The organism is Hymenobacter gummosus, from assembly GCF_003970915.1.
Classification (GTDB): domain Bacteria; phylum Bacteroidota; class Bacteroidia; order Cytophagales; family Hymenobacteraceae; genus Solirubrum; species Solirubrum gummosum.
The window spans coordinates 461,805-479,736 of record NZ_RXOF01000003.1; the positions used below are offsets into that span (position 1 = coordinate 461,805).

General features: G+C 66.7%; 20 protein-coding genes. 7 read left to right on the forward strand and 13 right to left on the reverse strand.

Going from position 1 to position 17,932, the window contains the following annotated elements:
- Positions 1-13: 13 nt before the first annotated feature.
- From EJV47_RS28380 to phhA, 7 genes are all read right to left on the reverse strand, one after another.
- Positions 14-481 carry a metal-dependent hydrolase gene (locus EJV47_RS28380; protein ID WP_207895855.1) on the reverse strand — a complete coding sequence of 156 codons (468 nt, stop codon included), beginning with the start codon at positions 479-481 and terminating at the stop codon, positions 14-16.
- A gap of 188 nt (positions 482-669) precedes the next feature.
- Positions 670-1,320, reverse strand: a complete 651-nt coding sequence (locus EJV47_RS08010; RefSeq protein WP_126692620.1) for a hypothetical protein — start codon at positions 1,318-1,320, stop codon at positions 670-672.
- A gap of 9 nt (positions 1,321-1,329) precedes the next feature.
- Positions 1,330-1,884, reverse strand: a complete 555-nt coding sequence (locus EJV47_RS08015) for a hypothetical protein (RefSeq protein WP_126692621.1) — start codon at positions 1,882-1,884, stop codon at positions 1,330-1,332.
- A gap of 102 nt (positions 1,885-1,986) precedes the next feature.
- Complete coding sequence (locus EJV47_RS08020) at positions 1,987-3,009, reverse strand: hypothetical protein (protein ID WP_126692622.1); 1,023 nt, start codon at positions 3,007-3,009, stop codon at positions 1,987-1,989.
- 18 nt (positions 3,010-3,027) lie between these two features.
- On the reverse strand, positions 3,028-3,801 hold the full coding sequence (locus tag EJV47_RS08025; RefSeq protein ID WP_126692623.1) for a prolipoprotein diacylglyceryl transferase: 774 nt from the start codon (positions 3,799-3,801) through the stop codon (positions 3,028-3,030).
- Positions 3,802-3,860: 59 nt separating this feature from the next.
- A complete protein-coding gene (locus EJV47_RS08030) occupies positions 3,861-4,583 on the reverse strand; it encodes a hypothetical protein (protein ID WP_126692624.1) in 723 nt (240 codons plus the stop codon).
- A 49-nt stretch (positions 4,584-4,632) separates the two neighbouring features.
- Positions 4,633-5,373 (reverse strand): phenylalanine 4-monooxygenase, encoded by a 741-nt coding sequence (gene phhA / locus EJV47_RS08035; RefSeq protein ID WP_126692625.1) that lies wholly within the window; start codon positions 5,371-5,373, stop codon positions 4,633-4,635.
- Positions 5,374-5,806: 433 nt separating this feature from the next.
- On the opposite strand from phhA, the gene EJV47_RS08040 reads away from it, so the two are divergent.
- Together EJV47_RS08040 and EJV47_RS08045 are read left to right on the forward strand one after the other, a co-directional pair.
- Complete coding sequence (locus tag EJV47_RS08040; protein WP_126692626.1) at positions 5,807-6,628, forward strand: helix-turn-helix domain-containing protein; 822 nt, start codon at positions 5,807-5,809, stop codon at positions 6,626-6,628.
- A gap of 70 nt (positions 6,629-6,698) precedes the next feature.
- Complete coding sequence (locus tag EJV47_RS08045; protein ID WP_126692627.1) at positions 6,699-7,154, forward strand: nuclear transport factor 2 family protein; 456 nt, start codon at positions 6,699-6,701, stop codon at positions 7,152-7,154.
- Positions 7,155-7,359: 205 nt separating this feature from the next.
- On the opposite strand, the gene EJV47_RS08050 is transcribed toward EJV47_RS08045, so the two are convergent.
- The gene (locus EJV47_RS08050; protein ID WP_126692628.1) at positions 7,360-8,415 is read right to left on the reverse strand and encodes an SDR family NAD(P)-dependent oxidoreductase; all 1,056 of its coding nucleotides are present in this window, start codon (positions 8,413-8,415) and stop codon (positions 7,360-7,362) included.
- A gap of 168 nt (positions 8,416-8,583) precedes the next feature.
- On the opposite strand from EJV47_RS08050, the gene EJV47_RS08055 reads away from it, so the two are divergent.
- The 3 genes from EJV47_RS08055 (at position 8,584) to EJV47_RS08065 (ending at position 10,567) form a co-directional block, all read left to right on the forward strand.
- On the forward strand, positions 8,584-9,078 hold the full coding sequence (locus EJV47_RS08055; RefSeq protein WP_126692629.1) for a hypothetical protein: 495 nt from the start codon (positions 8,584-8,586) through the stop codon (positions 9,076-9,078).
- Positions 9,079-9,180: 102 nt separating this feature from the next.
- Positions 9,181-9,732, forward strand: coding sequence for a tetratricopeptide repeat protein (locus EJV47_RS08060; RefSeq protein ID WP_126692630.1), 552 nt, complete (start codon positions 9,181-9,183; stop codon positions 9,730-9,732).
- Between the two features lie 205 nt (positions 9,733-9,937).
- Complete coding sequence (locus EJV47_RS08065) at positions 9,938-10,567, forward strand: HAD family hydrolase (RefSeq protein ID WP_126692631.1); 630 nt, start codon at positions 9,938-9,940, stop codon at positions 10,565-10,567.
- A gap of 212 nt (positions 10,568-10,779) precedes the next feature.
- On the opposite strand, the gene EJV47_RS08070 is transcribed toward EJV47_RS08065, so the two are convergent.
- Positions 10,780-11,553, reverse strand: coding sequence for a sulfite exporter TauE/SafE family protein (locus EJV47_RS08070; RefSeq protein WP_126692632.1), 774 nt, complete (start codon positions 11,551-11,553; stop codon positions 10,780-10,782).
- A 96-nt stretch (positions 11,554-11,649) separates the two neighbouring features.
- On the opposite strand from EJV47_RS08070, the gene EJV47_RS08075 reads away from it, so the two are divergent.
- The gene (locus EJV47_RS08075) at positions 11,650-12,690 is read left to right on the forward strand and encodes a bile acid:sodium symporter family protein (RefSeq protein WP_126692633.1); all 1,041 of its coding nucleotides are present in this window, start codon (positions 11,650-11,652) and stop codon (positions 12,688-12,690) included.
- A gap of 173 nt (positions 12,691-12,863) precedes the next feature.
- Positions 12,864-13,319, forward strand: a complete 456-nt coding sequence (locus EJV47_RS08080) for an ankyrin repeat domain-containing protein (RefSeq protein WP_126692634.1) — start codon at positions 12,864-12,866, stop codon at positions 13,317-13,319.
- 301 nt (positions 13,320-13,620) lie between these two features.
- Here the strand turns inward: EJV47_RS08080 and EJV47_RS08085 are convergent, their stop codons facing one another.
- From EJV47_RS08085 to EJV47_RS08100, 4 genes are all read right to left on the reverse strand, one after another.
- Positions 13,621-14,238: a hypothetical protein gene (locus EJV47_RS08085; protein WP_126692635.1), complete on the reverse strand. Its 618-nt coding sequence runs from the start codon at positions 14,236-14,238 to the stop codon at positions 13,621-13,623.
- Positions 14,239-14,260: 22 nt separating this feature from the next.
- The gene (locus tag EJV47_RS08090) at positions 14,261-14,986 is read right to left on the reverse strand and encodes a hypothetical protein (protein ID WP_165903658.1); all 726 of its coding nucleotides are present in this window, start codon (positions 14,984-14,986) and stop codon (positions 14,261-14,263) included.
- Between the two features lie 104 nt (positions 14,987-15,090).
- Positions 15,091-16,662, reverse strand: a complete 1,572-nt coding sequence (locus tag EJV47_RS08095) for an ABC transporter permease/substrate-binding protein (RefSeq protein WP_126692637.1) — start codon at positions 16,660-16,662, stop codon at positions 15,091-15,093.
- Positions 16,659-17,606 carry an ABC transporter ATP-binding protein gene (locus EJV47_RS08100; protein WP_126692638.1) on the reverse strand — a complete coding sequence of 316 codons (948 nt, stop codon included), beginning with the start codon at positions 17,604-17,606 and terminating at the stop codon, positions 16,659-16,661. Before EJV47_RS08100 ends, EJV47_RS08095 begins: the two co-directional genes overlap by 4 nt.
- Between the last annotated feature and the right edge of the window lie 326 nt (positions 17,607-17,932).

Consider the following 17,932-nt stretch of genomic DNA (forward strand, 5'->3'; position numbering starts at 1 on the left):
CAACCTAACAACTTTATTCGGGCCGCAAAACGGCGGCCGGCCCCGGCCGGCGCGCTGCCAGCAGCAGGTGCAGCAGGCTCAGGGCGAAGAACAGGCCGAAAAATAGTCCGGCCGGCCACGCCGGGGAGGCCGCCGGCCAGGCCCAGGGCGTGGTTTCGTTGCCGTCGGCGGCGTCGCGCAGCACGTGCGAGGCCAGGCTCAGGCCGAACAAGTACCAGAGCAGCCCCAGCGGGTAGCGGCGGCTGCGCGTACGCCACAAGGCGGCCAGCAACCCGCCCGCGCCAAGGGCAAACAGCAGGCTGTGGCTCAGCGGCCGCGCCGCCAGGCTAATCATGCGGGCCGGATGCAGGGAGCCGGCGGCCACGGCGTGGTCGAGGTCGATGAGCACGGCCGGGGCTACGGTGAACAGGGCCAGCCACCAGCCGATGCGGCCCAGCAGGCAGAGCGGCAGCACCAGCACCACGGCCACCAGCGCGTGCACGGCCGGGTCGCTGAGGGCAATAAGCCAGGGCCGGCCGGCGGCGGCGGCACGGCGTAGTAGTGGCCGAGCAGGATGAGGACCCAGCCGAGCAGCAGCAGGGCCAAGACGGACAGGGGCGAAAGAAGGCGGGGCGAGGTCGGCGCTAAGGACATGGGGTGAAGCTGCCACATTTTTGGCGGATGCCGCCGCTACTGCGCCGCGATGCGGCCGTCGGCCTGAATCTGGAAGTATTTTTTCCGGTTGGTCTGGGCCTGCACCTGGCCCGTGCTGCATTTTACCACCTTGCGCCAGTGCGTCTGGCTGAGGCGGCCCGCGGGCGTCAGTTCGGCGTCGATGCCGGTGTGGCGGGCCAGGCAGCTGCCTTTTTTCTGGTCCATCAGGTAACCATCCGGCATTATCTGGTCGACGGTCACGAAGTCAATCAGCGACAAATCCTCCCGCAAAGTGAGCAGATAGGCCGTGGTGGCCTGGCTTACCACGGCTACCCGTACGTGCGGCCCGGGCTGCCAGGCCAGGCGCGTAACCGGCGCCGCGTAAAACCGGAACCCGAGGTCGAACCGCGTGGAATCGGCGCCGACTATCGATTCCTGCTTGAGGTGGCGCCGAAATATTTTGGCCAGTAGCAGCGGGGTGTAGCGGTCCGGCAGCTGCAGCCCGACCATTTCTCCCCTGACGGTGTCGTTGGCGTGGTAGCGCAAGGCGTTCAGGCTGCGCAGGTTGATGGCGTAGACGGAATCCAGCAAGGTGTTGGTATCCAGACACTGCGCCCGGGCCCGATGGACACCAAGCCCTTCCAGCAGCAGCCCCAGCAGCGCCAGCCGAATCAGTACCACAGGCATAACCGGGCGTTATTGCCGGACCGGCAGCACGATTTCCCGGCTCAGGCTGGGCACCAGGCGCCGCACCGATTCCCAGTCCTTGCCGGCCGTATCGAGGAAGGCCCAGTGCAGGCCGCCGTCGGTGGAAATGGCCAGCAGCGTGGTGGGCAAGCTGCGGGCCTGGCCGCCCTGCTGCAGCTCCAGCGTTTGGGGCACGGTGCACTGCAGCTCCCGGTCGGCGCGCACGATGCGGGAGGGCGCCCCGTGCGTGAGGCCGCTGACCTTGCCGCCGCCGGCGCTGAGCTGCTCGGCGCTTTTGCGCAGCTTGCCGGCAAAGGCGTCGGCCCCGCCGGCCACGCGCAGCACGTCGGGGTGCAGGAAGTCGGCGTAGACCTCGAAGTCTTCCTGCAGAAACGCCTGCTCCATCTGCGTGAGCTGGGTTTCGAGGTTGGCGCGCCGGGTTTCCTCGGACAGGGGCTTGGCGGGGGCTTTCGACTGCGCGAAGCTGAGGGCGGGCAGCAGGCTCAGCAGCAGGAAAAACAACCGGATAGCGGGGCGCCGCAGCGGCGGGGGTACAAAGGTCATAGGTCCGGAAAGGTAATCAGCACGCCTGATATGCCGGGATTTGCGCAGTGCGCCAGCCGCCGGTGGCAGCCCGACCAGCCAGTGCCCAGCCCGTCAACCGGCTCAATAACCCCTTTCCAGGTATTCCCGCACCCGTTGCTGCTGGTAATCGGTGAGCTGCAGCTGCGCCTGCAACGGCTGCCACTGCGGGTGCGGATACTTCAGCAGGGCTACCTGCAGGTACACCAGCAGCCGCTCCCGCAGAAACTCGTCGGCCCGAAAGGCCTGCTGAAACAGGGTCACCGTTTCGGGGCGCGGGTACTGGGCCAGGGCCTCGAAAAGGGGCTGCCAGGTGTCTTCGCGGAAGTACTTCCAGGCGAGGTTGCGCCCGAACAGGCGCCGTAGTTTGGGGTAGTACGCCTCCCGGGGGAACTGGCGCACCACTTGCAGCGCCATTCGGCCCCGGCCGTTGGCCTGCGTGGCGCGGTAGCCCAGGCTGCGGCGAATCAGCGGAATATCCCGGGGCTGCTGGTAGCGCCCGAGCGGCAGCAGGGCCTCGGGGAAGTTCCAGGGCCGGTGGGCCAGGTGCCGCACCCGCGGGTAGTAGCGCGGCGCGGCGGGCAGCTCGCGCAGCAAGCGGCTTTTGGCGCTCAGCCAGATGCCGGGCTGAAACAAGAGCAGGCTGTCGATGCTGGCTTGCTGGCCGGGCGTCAGCGCGCAGTTGGCCCGCCCGGACGCCTCGCCGCAGGCCACTTCCAGCCAATAGTCGCCCACCCATTCGGGGCCGATGACGTGCACCTTGCGCACCGACAGGCGGCCCCGGTCGCGCAGGTGCCGCCGCAGCAGCGGAAACACCTCGGGGGCCCGCCGCCGCACCAGAATACCGAACGCGTAGGAACGCAGGGTGGGCCGCAGCCGATTGGCCAGCCGCGCCAGCTCGGCATTGCTGGCTTGGCACAGGCCGGAGCCGCCGGTGGTGTCCGGGCAGGGCCGCCCGATACCGGTGCCGACCAGGTGGCGCCGGCCCAGGCGCGAGTGCCGCAGTTCCGTTACCGCCCGGCGCGTAGCGGCCGACAGCCGCTGGGCCCGGCCCGGCGCGGCCAGGGCCAGCAAAGCCAGTAGCAGCAGAATCCCACCCGGTTTCATAACTGATGACGAAGCCGTTCAGGCCCGGGAGCCGGCCGTGGTGGTTCGGCCCGCCAGCGCCTCCCGCCCCCAGAGCCAGGCGTAGTACAGCAGCCCGCCCACGCAGGCCCACTGAATGCTGGTCAGCAGCAGCCCGGGCAGCGGCGCGGTGGGCTTGATGAACTCGACCAGCAGCCGAAACAGCAGGTACGTGCTCAGCAGCAGGCGGAAACGCCAGCCGTCGGGCAGCGGACGGCGGCGCTCCAAGAGCCACAGCCCGGCCCCGAGCAGCAGCCAGAACAGGATTTCGTAGAGGTTGGTGGGGTGGCGCGGCACTCCGTCGCCGAGGTCCATAGCCCAGGGCAAGGTGGAGGGCGTGCCGTAGGTGCCGTCTTCGAGGCCGGAGAGGAAGCAGCCGGTACGGCCCAGCACCATGCCCAGGATGATGGGAAACACCATCAGGTCGCCCGACGAGGCCGTCACGCCCAGGCGCTTCTTGGTCAGCTCCACGCCGATGAGTCCGCCGAGCAGCCCGCCCACGATGGTCTTGTTGGTGAAGTAGTACAGCGGCCCGCCGGGCGGGTGCAGCAGCTCCTGCGGGTGCTCCAGCAAGCCCAGCACCCGGGAGCCCAGCAAGGCTCCCGCGGCGGCCCCGATGAAAATCCAGAGCCGGTCGTCGGTGCTGATGCGGTCCTGCCCGGGGCGGCGCAGGTGCACGTAGAGGCGGTAGCCCAGGGAGTAGGCCAGCACCTCGAAGAGCAGGTGGGCCGGCAGCATAATGGGGCCGAGGTGGAGCTGAACGGGAAACGTCACGGCCGGGAAGATAGGCAGCCGGGTGCATTCGGACCGTGGCAGCCCGGCCGCCCCGCCTTTTACCAGCCAGTCCATTTCTTTCCCGATGACCGTCCTAACAGCTCACCGCTGTGCGCATTCAGCCGGACGTCACGCTCCAAGCGGTGGCGTAGTCGCACGGTGCCCCGCGTAACTCCCCAGATCATGGTGCCGGAGCTTTTCTGGTACGCCAGCTCCAGCTGCTGAAAGCGGCGGCCCCACCAAAACCGCCGCAGCCCATACTGCCGGGCCAGCTTCAGCGCCTGCTCCGGGCCGATAATGACGCCCTTGTCCGGTTCCCGGACCACGTCGGGCAGTTGGATTTCCTCTCCTACCTGCCCGAGCGAATCCAGCGCCATGCCCGACTTATACGGCCGCCCCTGCGACAGCACGTCGCGCAGGGCCAGACAGATGTAGTACGAGTAGACCGTCCAGTGCCGGCCCGTGGAGTGCTGTTCCGCATCGGCCCGGCGTAGCGCCGGCAAATCAACCCGGGCGCCGCCCACGAAGTCCAGCCGGGCCAGCAGCACCGGGCCGAGCCGCCCGCGCAGGTGCTGCAACAGGCGGCGCTGGATGCTGTCGGGCAGGTCCGTGAAGCGCCGGATGGGCTGCGGCTCGTACGTCGGGCCCAACCACGGCCGACCACACACGAAGCCCTTGTCCGGCCCCGGATTGGTAGGCAGGCTGTCCGGTAAGGCTACTTGCGCCCAGGCGCCCAGCGGCAGCCCGATGGCCAGCAGCAAGCTCAGCAGCAGTTGTTTCATCGGCCCGAAATAAGGGTATCCGAAGCAACTGCTGCCGAGCGTCGGCCTTCTACCCTACTTCCGCCGCGGCGGCGCGCAGCTGCCGCTGCAGCGCGGGCAGAGAGTCGAACAGCTGCTCCAGCGAATCCACCACGAAGTAGTCGGTCTGGAATACGTCCTTGCGGAAGGCGGTGTCGAGCACGGCGGCCACGTCGAAGGAATGACGCTTCGGCTCACTGCCGAGGCTGTAGCGCGTCTCGCCGGCCGAGGACAGAATGCCCGCCCCGTAGATGCGCGCCTGCCCGCTGCCCACGTCGCGGATGAGGCCGAACTCCACCGTAAACCAGTACAGGCGGGCCAGCAGCTCCACGGCGGCCGCATCGGAGGCGTGGCGCAGGCCGATGTGGCCGAGCTGGTGCAGAAAGCGGGCAAACGCCGGGTTGGTGAGCAGCGGCACGTGGCCGAACACGTCGTGGAACATGTCGGGCTCTTCGAGGTAATCCAGCTCGGCGAGCTTGCGCAGCCAGGTGGTGGCCGGAAACTGCCGGGCCGCCAGCAGCCCGAAAAACGCCGCGTCGTCGACGATGCCGGGCACGGCCACCAGCTCCCAGCCGGTGAGGCGGCGCAGCACCTGGTTGGTCTGGCGGAATTCGGGAATACGGTCGGCCGTGAAGCCGATGCGGGCCAGGCCCTCCATAAACTCGGGGGCGGCGCGGCCGGGCAGGGCCTGCAGCTGCCGCTCGAAGAGCAGCTGCCATACCTGGCGGTCCTCGGCAGTGTACTGGTCGTAATGTTGTTGGAGCGGAGTCATGGCTGACGAATGTTTGAAGAGGGTGAAAAACAAAAAGCCCCTCTCCGGCTGGCGGAGAGGGGCGTATGAAGCGGTTCTGATGAGCGACGCTACTCTGTCGGCTCGGGCATCAGCGCGCATACACGTCCACTGCCGAAGCCGGTGGGCGGGCAGGGGGCGTAATAATAATAGCGCGACTGAAGGCAGGGGAGCATGACGCAAAGATGGGAGTTTTTCGCCGAACCAGGCGGGTGGCACTTGGCCAGACAGAATTTTGGTGATTCGGCCCCTATTAGCTAGCAGGCGGCTGCGGCAATACGTTTACCGGCCGCGGCGGGTTGGCCCTGCGGCCCGTTCGTCGGGCGCGCGGGGGCGGCGGCTTTGCCCCGGTTGCCGGCCTAATGCGTAGCTTGTTGGCAGCCGGCCCGGGTGCCCCGCCGGCCAGCCCTGCGCCATGAGCCCCAGCTTTTTTCTCCCGCACCCGCTCCTGCGCCCCGCCGTCAGCCACATCATGACAGTGGACGTGCACCTGCCCGGCCCGGCGTACGGCCGTAGCGCCCCTTTTCCGCCCACGCCCCAGCACAGCCTCAACTTTTACCCCGGCGACGCCACCCGCAGCCGCAGCGGGCAGCAGGCGTATACCGAGCTGCCCGCCTGCGTCATCATCGGCCCGCAGACCACCAAGGTAGACCTCGCCATGGGCGCCCACCACCGCTTCGTCACGGTGGGCTTCCAGCCCGGCGGGCTGTTTCGGCTGCTGCGCCTGCCCCTGCCCGAGCTGCTCGATTACCCGCTCGATGCCGCCCTGGTGCTAGGCCGCGACATCCAGCAGGTGACGGAGCAGCTGCGGGAAACCCAGCACCCGCTGGCCCTCAAGAACATTGTGGAGACTTACCTGCTGCGCAAGCTCGCCCTGCAGACGGTCAGTCCGTTGGAGCGCAGCCTGCGGCTCATGCTCCAGCCGGGCCCCGCGGATAGCATCGAGCACATGGCGGCTTTGTCGTGCCTGAGCTTGCGGCAGTTTGAGCGCCGCAGCCGGGAAATCCTGGGTTACTCGCCCAAGTTCTTCGCGCGGGTGGTCCGCTTCTCGCAGGCCTACCGCCTGAAAGTGCGCCAGCCCCGGCTTAGCTGGACCAGCATCAGCCACCACTGCGGCTACTACGACCAGATGCACCTGATTCGGGACTTCAAGCAGTTCGCGGGCGCCACGCCCAAGCTCATCACCCGCGAAATCCTGGCCGCCCCGCTGACGCTGCAGGACGATTTGCGGCTCTGACAGTCGTCGTTTTTATACTATTTCCCGGCTGGCGGGGCCGGTAGCTTTGGCCCGAATCAACCCCGTACCGATGAAATTCCTGCTGATAAGCACCCTGCTGCCGCTGGCTACCACCGCCTACGCCCAAGTGGATACGCTCAGCTACCCCGCCGAGCGGCAGCAAATTCGGGCCATCCTGCACCAGCCCGGCGGCTACCGCCCCACCCCTGCTTGCCGCGACATGGTAGCCGTGGGCCCCAAGGGCGACATTTCCTTTTCGGAAGCGGAGTGGCGGGCCGCGCAGGCCAAGGAAAAAGCCGTCTTCAAGTCCATCCGCGTCGTGCCGGGCAGCGAAATTATCCGCGTGTATAACGGCACCTCCGCCGTAGCCAACTGGCTGGCCGACGTACGCCTGAGCGTGGCCGGCCAGGACGTGGCCCTGAAAGTGCGGCGGCTGGAAGTCTACATCAAGCAGGGCAGTACCTGGTGCCGGGTGGCCGGGCAGGGCACTCAGGTCGACGAGCAGCTGTTCCCCGTCAAGCCCTGAAGCAGGCTGCTGGAGTGCACCGGCGCCGGTTTAGCGAGTGAAACGAGCGTAACCGGTGCCGAAAATAAAGCAGGCTTCCAGCCTGCGGGCGGCGCCCGGACACAACTTCAGCGGCACCATTCAGCAACGTTCCACGCAGGTTGAAAACCTGCTTTATTTTCGGCACCGGTTACACTCGCTTTGCTCGCTAAACCGGCGCCAGCCCTCACGCCGGGTACGGCGGGTGGTCTTTCAGTTGGTTGTTTTCCCGCTCGGCCTTGCGCGTAAGGCCCGTCAGCCAGGATTCGGTGACGTCCGATTCGCTTTCGAAGCCGCGGCGGCGCACGTCGCCGGCGGGGCCGGTGGCGTCGGGCAGGGTGCGGTTCACCCAGCTCATCAGGTTGGCCACGGTTCCGGGCGCCACGCCGTGCAGCAGCGAAATCAGCTTGGCGGGCAAACCCAGAATCAGCTCGGCGTCGCCGCGGCGGGCGGCATTCCAGATCTGCCGGGCCGCGTACTCGGCGCTGACGGTGAGGGCCGGCAGCGAGTCCGAAATCATAAACCAGGCGAATTCGAGCACGTGCTGGCCCTTTACCACCGCGTGCCGGGCCGAGCCGGTGCGCATCAGCCCGGGGCACACCGTCGTCACGTACACGCCGTAGCGCAGCAGCTCGGCCCGGAAGCCTTCGGACAGGCCTACCAGGGCGAATTTGCTGGCGCAGTACGGGGCCAGGTGCGGCACCGATACCTTGCCGCCCACCGAGGCGATGTTGATGATGCGGCCCTCCCGGCGCTTTTTCATTTCGGGCAGCACCGCGTACATGGCGTGCAGGGCGGCCCAGAAATGGATGTCCATGGTTTCCTGGTAGTCGCGCACGTCCATGTGCTCCAGCGGGCCGCCGGTGATGATGCCCGCGTTGTTGATGAGCACGTCGATGGGGCCGAGCTGCTGGCGCACTTCCTGCACCAGGGTGCGCACGGCCGTTTCGTCGGACAAGTCGCGCACGAAGGTGAGCACCTGGGCGGCGCCTTCGGTCTGCACGTCCTGGCGGGCGCGCTCCAGCTCCTCGGCGTCGCGGGCGCAGATGGCAACTTTGGCGCCCTCGGCGGCGGCCTGCCGGGCCAGCACCAGGCCGAGGCCGCGCGAGCCGCCGGTGATGAGCACGACGCGGCCGCGCAAGTCGTAGGAGCCGCGGCGGTTGGCCCAGAGCGCGGCGGCGGCCACGGCGGCGCCGATGCCGGCGGCCTTGAGCCAGGTGGAACGGGAGGATTGCTGCTTCATGCTGCTTTCTATGACCAGAGCCGGCGAAAGGTTACACCCGCCGGCAGAAATGCGGCCCCCGCTGGGAATATTCCGGCCCGTTTCGGCGTTAGGGCAACACAAAGGCCGCCGGCCGTTAATTTCGCGCGGCCACTTTCCGCCGTCCCCCACCGGCCGAATCTCCCGCTTATGACTTCTCCTGCTCATTTCTTCCCGGCCCTGCTGCTGACCGCCGCCCTGCTGGCCGCCCCCGCCGCTACCCAGGCCCAGACCGCCAAGCCCAAAGCCAAGCCGGCCGGCGCGGCCAAGCCCCAGACCCCGCCGCCCGCCCCCGCGCCCAAGGTCGACGAGACCAAGATTCAGGCCCAGGCCCAAAGCCTGACCCAAAACCTGAAGCAGGCCCTGGGCCTCACGCCCCAGCAGGAAGCCAAGGTGCTCGACATCAACCAGCGCTGCATCCGGCAGGTGGAAGTGGCCCGCATTCAGTACCGCCAGGATTTGCGCAAGATGAACGAGGTGGTTGAAGACATCGGCTCCTCGCGCCTGACTTTGCTCAAGGATGTGTTGTCGCCGGCGCAGTTCAACAAGTACCAGCAAGCCCGCGAGAAGAAAATGGGCGTGCCGAGCCAGGCGGCCAGCCAGGGCAACGCCGTGCCCGGCCTGCCCCCCGGCCGCGGCGAGTAGTGAGTCCTCACTCCGACGCTTGCCAGTCAGAAAGAAATAGTTATATTTAGATGGAGCCCGGTTGGGGCTTCGTCTTTTTCACTTTCTAACGGCTTTCGGGTTATGCGCATGTTCCTACTGGGCGGTTTGCTGATGGGTTCCTTTGCGGGAATGGCCCAGACCATCGGCGATGATTACACCTTCGAAGCCATTGACAAGAAGGTGGAGGGCAAGGTGCTGGTGAGCTTCGTGCTGGACCGGCAGGGGCGCGTGCTGGCCGATTCGACCACCGTGTTTCAGCACCTGGGCCACGGCCTCGACGAGCTGGCGGTGCAGCGCGTGAGCCGCCCCGGCAGCTTATTGGTGCCCCCGGCCGCCCTGGCCGCCGCCCGCCGCAGCGACAAGCCCCTGCGCTTCACCGTGCCGGTGCCCTTCGCCCTGAGCACCCTCTCGCCCCGCGACTGGTCGACGTACTACGCCCTCAAGGGCGACCAGGCCCAGGCCGAGGGCAACGCCGGCCGCGCCATCAGCTACTACGATCTGGCGCTGGGGCGCTACAAGAAAAACGCGGCGGCCTGCACCGGCCTGGCCAAGGCTTACAGCAGCCAGGGCAACGCCGCCGAAGCCGCCAAGTACACCGAGCTGGCCAACAAGTACGCCGTATCGGCCCGCTGAGGCCATTTTCGTTGACTTTCAGAGCCCCGCCGGGCCGGTTGTGCAGATCGGTCCGGCGGGGCTTTTTGCGGCCTGTAACCAGCCGGGCGAAGCTCGACCGTGGCGGGCCTGGCGGGTGGCCGGGGCTCAACAAATTCCAGTGGTCGGAGTTAAATGCAGTACCGGCCCGTTTTGCGCGGCCCTTGTTCCACCTCATGTTCAGCCTATGCCCCCGGAACTCGACAGTTTGATTTTTGACCTCGACGGCACGCTTTGGGACGCCTCCGCCACCGTAACGGCGGGCTTCCGCCAGGCCCGGCAGCGCGTCAGCTACGTGCACAGCGACATTACCGAGGCGGCCGTGCAGGCCGTGACGGGCCAGCCCTACCCCGTGGTGTACGAGCGGCTGTTTCCGGAGCTGACCACGGAGCAGCGCGAGGAATTTCGGCAGATCTGCGCCCAGGAAGAACTGCTCAGCGCCCGGCGGCAGGGCGGGCAGCCCTACCCCGAGCTACGCGCTACCCTGGAATATCTGGCCGGCAAGTACCGCCTGTTCATCGTCAGCAACTGCCAGACGGGCTACATCGAGGCCTTTCTGGCCCACACCCAGACGGGCCGGTTCTTTGAGGGCCACCTGTGCTTCGGCACCTTGCACCAGCCCAAGGCCGACAACGTGCGCAGCATCATCCGGCACTTCGGCCTGCGCGCCCCCGCCTACGTGGGCGACACCGAGGGCGACTACCTGGCCGCCCGCGCCAACGGCATCGGCTTCATCTTCGCCGCCTACGGCTTCGGGGAAGTGCCCGAGTACGACGCCCGCATCGAGCAGCTGAGCGACTTGCAGGAGCTGGTGTAGGGTAATCTGGCGGTCATCCTGAGGCGTAGCCGAAGGACCTTCCTCCCACCCCGCACCGCCGTGTAAGTCATGGCGCAAACGCTCAATCGTCCGGGCGGTGATGGGCAGTTGTTCAAGAGCAATAGCTCCTGCACGTTGGCATCGGCGGCGGTGCGGGGTGGGAGGAAGGTCCTTCGGCTTTGCCTCAGGATGACGTTCTGTTTTGTCCTCCCCTACCGGCCGAACGTTTCCCAGCCCAGCTTGAGGATGATGGCGCCGACTACTACCAGGAACAGCACCCGCACGAAGCCCACGCCTTTCTGCAGGGCCAGCCGGGCGCCGAGGGTGGAGCCGAGCATGTTGCAGGCGGCCATGGGCAGGGCGACGTGCCAGAGGATGTGGCCGGTGTAGGCAAAATAGAGCAGGCTGGCCAGGTTGGTGGCCACGTTCACCAGCTTGGCCGAGGCCGAGGCGCTGAGGAAGTCGTAGCCAAACAAACCCACGAAGGCGAATAGCAGCAAGGAGCCGGTGCCGGGGCCGAAAAAGCCGTCGTAGAAGCCCAGCAGCAGGCCGATGCCCGCGCCGTAGAGCGGCTCCTTGCGCTCGGGCAGGCGCGGGGCGTGGATGGCGCCGAAGTCCTTGCGCCAGAAGGTGTACACGGCAATAACCACCAGCAGCCCCAGCACCAAGGGGCGCAGCAGCTCGGAGGGCAGCAAACTCACCACCCGGGAGCCCAGAAACGAGAAAATGCCCGCCGCCACGGCCGCCGTGCCCACCGCCGGCCAGCGCACCGGCACCTGCCCGACGTAGCGCCGCAGCGCCGCCGCCGTGCCCGCAATGGACGACACCTTGCCCGTGCCCAGGATGGTGGGCACCGGCACGCCCTTGAGCAGGAGCAGCATGGCCGGGAGCTGAATCAGCCCGCCGCCGCCCACGATGGCGTCGATAAAGCCGGCCAGAAAAGCAAAGGCGCAGAGCAGCGCCAACGTCGCGTCGAGGTATTCCATAAGATGGGCGGCGAAGATACGGCGGCTTCGGCGGCCGGCCGTTTTAGTGCGTATGCCCACTTTTGCGGCCTCCGCCGCCCCGCATCCATACCGCCTATGCCCCAAGCTTCCCCCGCCTCTCCTACTTCCTCCGGCCGCCTGGCGGCCCTGTTTCAGCGCGCCGGCCTCGACTGGTTTTTCTTTGGCCTGATGGCCGTGGTGCTGCTGGCCTACCTCGCGCCCGGCATCGGCAGCAAGAGTAGCCCGGTGCCCTGGGGTCCGATTACCACGGCCGGCGTGGCCGTCATCTTCTTTCTCTACGGACTGCGCCTGAGCCCCGACAAGCTCAAGGCCGGCCTGCGCAACTGGCGCCTGCACGCGCTGGTGCAGCTGACCACTTTCGGGGTATTTCCGCTGCTGGCCCTGGCCGTGCGCCCCTGGTTTGCGGGGGCCGACAACGAGGCGCTCTGGGCCAGTATTTTCTACCTCTGTGTGCTGCCGAGCACGGTGTCGACGTCGGTGGTGATGGTCAGTATTGCGGGCGGCAACCTGCCCGGGGCCATCTTCAACGCCAGCGTGTCCAGCCTACTAGGCATCGTGCTGACGCCGCTGTGGGTGAGCGTGGTGCTGCACACCGGCGGCTCGGGGCAGCTCGGCGGGCTGGTGCTCGACCTCTGCCTGCAGGTGCTGCTGCCGGTGGTCCTGGGCGTGCTGCTGCACCGGCGCTTCGGGGCCTGGGCCGAGCAGCACAAGGCCGGCCTGCGCGTATTCGACCAGAGCATCATCCTGCTGCTGGTGTACTCTTCGTTCTGCGAGTCGTTTGAGCAGGGCGTGTTCCGGGGCTACGACGCGGGCACGCTGGGGCTACTGGCCCTGGGCATGGTGGCCCTGTTTGCGGTGGTGTACGCGGTCATCATCCTGAGCAGCCGCCTGCTAGGCTTCTCGGCCGAAGACCAGATTACGGCCCTGTTCTGCGGCTCGAAAAAGTCCCTGGTGCACGGCACCGTCATGGCCCGGCTGCTCTTTGCGGGCACCGCCGCCACCGGGGTGCTGCTGCTGCCCACCATGCTCTACCACGCCCTCCAGATTCTGCTGGCCAGCGTCATTGCCCAGGCCATCGGGCGGCGGCAGGCGGCCGCGGCGGCCCGGGCAGCTTAGGCAACCAGCTGCTACAGGCCAGCCGGGCGCCACCGTACGCGGTGGTGACGCCGGGCCGTGCTCGTTGTGGCTGACTTGGCGGGAGTTACTGACTGGCACCGCGGCGGAGCTTGTACACCCCACGGTGTTTGGTACTTTTACATTCTTATCCGCTTGCCCTTCACCGCTTACTCATGAAGCATTACTTCCTGCTGCTGGCCTTGCTGCTGGGCCTGGCCGGCGCGGCCGCAGCCCAGACGCCGACCAAGGATTTGTTTAAGGCCGTGATGAAAAACGACGCGGCCGGGGCCCAAACCATCCTCCAAGCCGGGGCCGACGCCAACGCCCCCATCGAGGTGATGCCCGGCTTCCGCACCACCTTTCTGATTACGGCCGCTACCAACGGAAATTTGGATATTGTCAAGGCGCTCTTGCAGCACAAGGCCCAGATCAACGCCAAGGATGCCGGGCAGGAAACGGCCCTGATAGCCGCCGCCTCGCAGGGCCACATGGCCATCGTGCAGTACCTGCTGCAGAGCGGCGCCGACGTCAGGGCCGCCGACGGGCAGGGCGCCACGCTGCTGGCTGCCGCCAAGGCCGGGGGCAACAAGGACATTATTGCCCTCATCGAGCAGAAGCTGAAAGGCTAACCACCGCCCGCCCGACTTCGACCAACGCCGGCCCCGGCGAGGCCGGCGTTTTTATCTTGCCGGTATTCATCAATCTATCATCTGCCGCTGCTTACGGGCATGGATTACCACATTATTCCGGGGCAGGAAACTGACGGCCGGAACGAGTTTCCGACTGGCTTGTCATTTTTTTGAGCAGGTCAGTATTCGGTTCTTTCTGACTCAGCCGGAAAATCGTGGAGCCGCTGCGGCGGCAGGAGGCCGCAGGCCGGTGAGTCGGGCTTACAGCTTCGTTTTCAACCAAGCAGCCGAATCTGGTTTGTCACTGCGCGACAAGCTCCGGCAAGCCATGATGGCTACAGAGCCGTGTAAAATCAGCCAGGGTATCCCGACTGCTGGCTTCACCATGAAAAGCCAGCAATGGGTACGATTTGGTGAATAGCCTTCCCCCGGACTTTTGCCCGACGAAAGGCTTGGTGTTAGCGCCCTGATGGATGAGCGGGAATATCTGCTCGAAGTCACTTACCCAAGCATCTTGCCCCACCAGCAGATGAATGCGAGTCTGGCTCTGCTCGACCGGTGCGAAAAGCCCTATTTGCGTTCCTTCCGTGCCGGTGCCATCGTAGTGGCCGGTGTCAGACTGAATGACCGCCGAGAAGCGGATTCGTTCGCCCCCAACCACTTTCTCACGAAAGCGAAATTCGTAGTAGTACATATTGAGCCAGTCCCAAGCCCAGCTTTCGAGGTCGGCCCATTTTCCTTCGCGGGGGGTATTGTTGCTAAACCACGGATACCCTCCTTCGTAATCGAAGCCCATTCGTTCGCCAATGAACCGGACGGTGTTCAACACGCGGTTTTGATAGAGGTATAGCAACCGGTAAGCGCGGCGTACGTCCAACAGCACGCTTTCCATTTCGGCGAGGGAGAGGTCGGTATTCATTGCGGGGAGTTATGGCCCAAACCTAAGCATGCTGGGCAGTGTTCGTGGTCAGCAGCAAGCATAAACCAGCTTGCAGGCGCAGGGGGGCAAGGTCTTGGCGGGGCAACGTCGCAAACCAGTCCGTCACGGTGAATCCGTGCAGCTCAAATCCCCGGATGATATCAGTCAGCGTGTTGCTTACCGCCCATGAATCTACTGCTGTGAGTTGCGTCCGCAGATAGCGGGCGGCCGCCAGCAAATTACGCCACCGCCCCTTAAACACAGTCACTTGGGAATTGCCAGCACCTATTAATGAGGGAGCTTCGTCGCCCGCTTCAAAACCGCCAATTGCCAGTACAAACACCGGCCTAGCGCCAACCCCGAACTCGTTGAAGTATGCTTGCACTTCGTTTTCCCACTGCGTAGCATATTGCTGCGGCACGTCGTAGCGCTTGGCCTCAATAATGAGGTCGAAATCAGAGGTGCGGATAAACAGATCGGGCTCTACGTCACGGGCATTAGCCGTTCCCGCAGCATCCCAGCGGGGCCAGAACTGATAGCCCAACAGCTTGGTGTTGGTGTTGATGGGTAACTGCAGCTGAGAGAAAGAGCTCTGCAACAGTTGCCAGAACACCTCCGGCGGCAGGTGAAACAGTGGCCCAAACACGGCGGAGGTTAGAGTGTCTTCGCAGCCTTTAAAGACTTCACGCCAATTCAACTGCACATAGGTACCTCTCCCTGCTTTGTTCTGATGTATAGCGTGTAGCATCTTTTTAGCTCGTCCATAAGCGCTTCAATATAGCGCATACAAGGTCAGCATTGGAAAGCCAGGCCGCGTACATACTCCTCGACCAGACAGGCCTCTTGACCAATTCAGCGCCTCAGGTACCGCCCCAAATCCGACACCGTGCTGATGCCCAGCTGCCGGGCCTGGCGGCGGCGCATGAGCAGGGCGTAGGTGTTGTTGAAGCCCAGCGGCGGCAGCCACTCCAGCGCGTAGCGCCGCCGAAACTCCCGCTGCACGTAGCCGAATACCGCCGCCGGCCGCCCGCCCAGGGAATCGAGGGCGGCGGGCGGGGGCTGCAGCAGCACCTGCAGACCGGTACCGGTGTACTCCGGGTACAGGTCGATAGCGCCGGCGCGCAGGGCTTCGAAGCAGATGGTGGTGCCGCCCAGGCCGGTTTTGGTTTGCACCTGCAGATCGGTGTAGCCGCGGATGAGGGCCGCGTACATTTCCACCAGAATGTACTGCTCGGCGAAGATTTTGGAGCCCAGGCGCACGGTGGCGGCCCCCGGCGCGGCGGGCCGCGGGGGGCGCCACAGGCCGCGGCGGCGCAGCCAGCCCTCGGCCACCGCCCGGGGCTCCTGGTGCAGGTAATCCACGCGGTAGTTCAGCTCGGTCATGGCCGAGTCGGAAAGCTGCCCGCTGAGCAGCTGCAGCACCGGGCCCAGCTCGGGGTGGGCCCGCAGCAGGGCCGGGCGCAGCACCGGGGCGGCGTAGTAGGGCGGAAACACGCGCTTGTCGTCGCGCAGCACTTGCAGACCGTAAGCCCGGATGCGCCCGTCGGTGCTGTAGCCGTCGATGACGTCGACCTCGGCGGCGCGGGCGGCCTGGTAGACCAGGGCCGGGGCCAGCACCACGCCGGGCAGGCGGCGCAGACCGTAGGCGCGCTGCAGCCCGGGCAGCCCGTCGGCGCGGCCGATAAACTCGGGGCTGAAGCCGGCCCGCAGCCGCCCGGCGGCCCCCGGCAGCAGGTACAGCGCGCCCAGCAGCGGCAACAGGATCAGCAGCCCCGCGCCTACCCGCGGCAGCCGCCGCAGGCTCAGGCGCTGCAGGCCGGCCAGGGCCGCGTCGAAGGCCAGGGCCAGGGCGGCGGCGGGCAGGGCGCCGGCCAGAATCATCACGGGATTGTTCAGGGCAATGCCGCCGAAGATAAACTCGCCCAGCCCCCCGGCCGCCACGTAGGCCGCCAGCGTGGCCACGCCCACCCCGATAACCGTGGCCGTGCGGATGCCCGCAAACAGCACCGGCAAGGCCAGCGGCAGCTGCACCCGGCGCAGCACCTGCCCGTCGGTGAAGCCCAGGCCGCGGGCCGCCTCCACCACGGCCGGGCTCACCCCCTGAATGCCCGTGACGGTGTTGCGGATGATGGGCAGCAGCGAGTACAGCAGCAGGGCCACGATGGCCGGCGCCGGCCCGATGCCCAGCAGCGGAATCAGGAAGCCGAGCAGGGCAATGCTGGGCACCGTTTGCAGCACCCCGGCCAGGCCCAGCACGGCGGGCGCCCAGCGCGGGCGGCGGGTGAGCCAGAGGCCGGCGGGCACGCCCAGCAGCACCGCCAGCAGCAGGGCGGCAGCCGTCAGCCCGATGTGCTGCAGGGTTTGTTCGGCCAGCTTGCCGGCCTGCGCCTGCCAGAACGCCAGCAGCTCGGTTAGCATCTTCATTGGGCTTCGGCGTGGAGGGCGTGGTGGAAGGCTTGCATGAGGGCGCCGGCGGCTTCTTCGGCCCGGGGCGTGGCCGCCAGCTGCTCCAGGGCCTGCTGCACCGTAGCCGCGGCGGATAGCGCGGTCAACCCGGCCGGGGCAGCCCCGCGCAGCCAGGGCTGCAGCTCGGCCAGGGTGAGGGTGCGCAGCTGCAGGCTCAGCCGCTCGGCGGCGAAGAAGCGGCGCACGAAGTCGTTGGCCGGGCGCAGCAGCAGCTCGCGCGGGGTGCCCAGCTGCTGCACCCGGCCGGCGTCGAGCAGCATAATGCGGTCGGCCAGCTCGAAGGCCTCGGTCACGTCGTGGGTGACGAGCACCACGGTTTTGCCTTGCAACTCGGGCAGCTCGCGGAAGTCGCGGCGGATGCCGGCGCGTACCAGCGGGTCGAGGGCGCCGAAGGGCTCGTCGAGCAGCACGATGGGCGGGTCGGCGGCCAGGGCCCGGGCCAGGCCCACGCGCTGCTGCTGCCCGCCCGACAGCTCGTGCGGCAGCCGGGCGGCGTACTCGGCCGGGGGCAGGTGCAGGCGGGTGAGCAGCTCGTAGGTGCGGGCCGCTATGGCGGCCGGGGCGTGGCCGAGCAGGCGCGGCACCACGGCCACGTTGTCGGCCACCGAGTAGTGCGGCAGCAGGCCCACCTGCTGAATCACGTAGCCCATGCCGCGGCGCAGCTCTTCGGCGGGCTGCCGGCGCGCGTCCTGCCCGTGGATTTCCACCGTACCGGCGTCGGGCTCCACGAGGCGGTTGAGCATCTTGAGCAGGGTAGTCTTGCCGCAGCCCGAGGGGCCCAGCAGCACCAGCGTCTCGCCGGCCGGCAGTTCGAAGGATACGTCGTCGACCACCGGCCGCGGGCCGTAGCGCTTGGTGAGGCCGCGGGCGCGGATGGCGGGCGGCGGGGTAGAATGCGGCATAACGTCCCGGAATTAGCGGCTACTCATCAGCCGGCAAAATAGCCAGCCCGCCGCTTTTTGGGCCCGGGGCGGTCAATCCGAGTTGCGGACCGGAACTACGGCTAGCTCCCCTCCTCAGCTGAGGAGGGGTTGGGGTTGGTTGAAAAATCAGACTTAGAAATACTAGAGTTAGCTGACGTTCTGACGGAAGGTCAACCACCCCTTGTATGATTGCACTGCCCTATCTTCTGGGTAGCCAGCCAAGGAAGCGGAGTCACCTACCATCCCTAAATGCGGGGCTTCGGCCTCGACCTTGTGGGTTAGAGCCAGTGCTCCGCTTCCCGTTT

Bases quoted from the DNA above. Each gene is read 5' to 3' on its own strand.
- EJV47_RS08070 (WP_126692632.1), bottom strand. From the start codon at position 11,553: ATGGAATACCTCGACGCGACGTTGGCGCTGCTCTGCGCCTTTGCTTTT.
- EJV47_RS08030 (WP_126692624.1), bottom strand. From the start codon at position 4,583: ATGAAACAACTGCTGCTGAGCTTGCTGCTGGCCATCGGGCTGCCGCTG.
- EJV47_RS08055 (WP_126692629.1), top strand. From the start codon at position 8,584: ATGACTTCTCCTGCTCATTTCTTCCCGGCCCTGCTGCTGACCGCCGCC.
- EJV47_RS08065 (WP_126692631.1), top strand. From the start codon at position 9,938: ATGCCCCCGGAACTCGACAGTTTGATTTTTGACCTCGACGGCACGCTT.
- EJV47_RS08015 (WP_126692621.1), bottom strand. From the start codon at position 1,884: ATGACCTTTGTACCCCCGCCGCTGCGGCGCCCCGCTATCCGGTTGTTT.
- phhA (WP_126692625.1), bottom strand. From the start codon at position 5,373: ATGACTCCGCTCCAACAACATTACGACCAGTACACTGCCGAGGACCGC.
- EJV47_RS08090 (WP_165903658.1), bottom strand. From the start codon at position 14,986: ATGCTACACGCTATACATCAGAACAAAGCAGGGAGAGGTACCTATGTG.
- EJV47_RS08060 (WP_126692630.1), top strand. From the start codon at position 9,181: ATGCGCATGTTCCTACTGGGCGGTTTGCTGATGGGTTCCTTTGCGGGA.
- EJV47_RS08010 (WP_126692620.1), bottom strand. From the start codon at position 1,320: ATGCCTGTGGTACTGATTCGGCTGGCGCTGCTGGGGCTGCTGCTGGAA.
- EJV47_RS08095 (WP_126692637.1), bottom strand. From the start codon at position 16,662: ATGAAGATGCTAACCGAGCTGCTGGCGTTCTGGCAGGCGCAGGCCGGC.
- EJV47_RS08075 (WP_126692633.1), top strand. From the start codon at position 11,650: ATGCCCCAAGCTTCCCCCGCCTCTCCTACTTCCTCCGGCCGCCTGGCG.
- EJV47_RS08045 (WP_126692627.1), top strand. From the start codon at position 6,699: ATGAAATTCCTGCTGATAAGCACCCTGCTGCCGCTGGCTACCACCGCC.
- EJV47_RS08100 (WP_126692638.1), bottom strand. From the start codon at position 17,606: ATGCCGCATTCTACCCCGCCGCCCGCCATCCGCGCCCGCGGCCTCACC.
- EJV47_RS08050 (WP_126692628.1), bottom strand. From the start codon at position 8,415: ATGAAGCAGCAATCCTCCCGTTCCACCTGGCTCAAGGCCGCCGGCATC.
- EJV47_RS08080 (WP_126692634.1), top strand. From the start codon at position 12,864: ATGAAGCATTACTTCCTGCTGCTGGCCTTGCTGCTGGGCCTGGCCGGC.
- EJV47_RS08085 (WP_126692635.1), bottom strand. From the start codon at position 14,238: ATGAATACCGACCTCTCCCTCGCCGAAATGGAAAGCGTGCTGTTGGAC.
- EJV47_RS08040 (WP_126692626.1), top strand. From the start codon at position 5,807: ATGAGCCCCAGCTTTTTTCTCCCGCACCCGCTCCTGCGCCCCGCCGTC.
- EJV47_RS08020 (WP_126692622.1), bottom strand. From the start codon at position 3,009: ATGAAACCGGGTGGGATTCTGCTGCTACTGGCTTTGCTGGCCCTGGCC.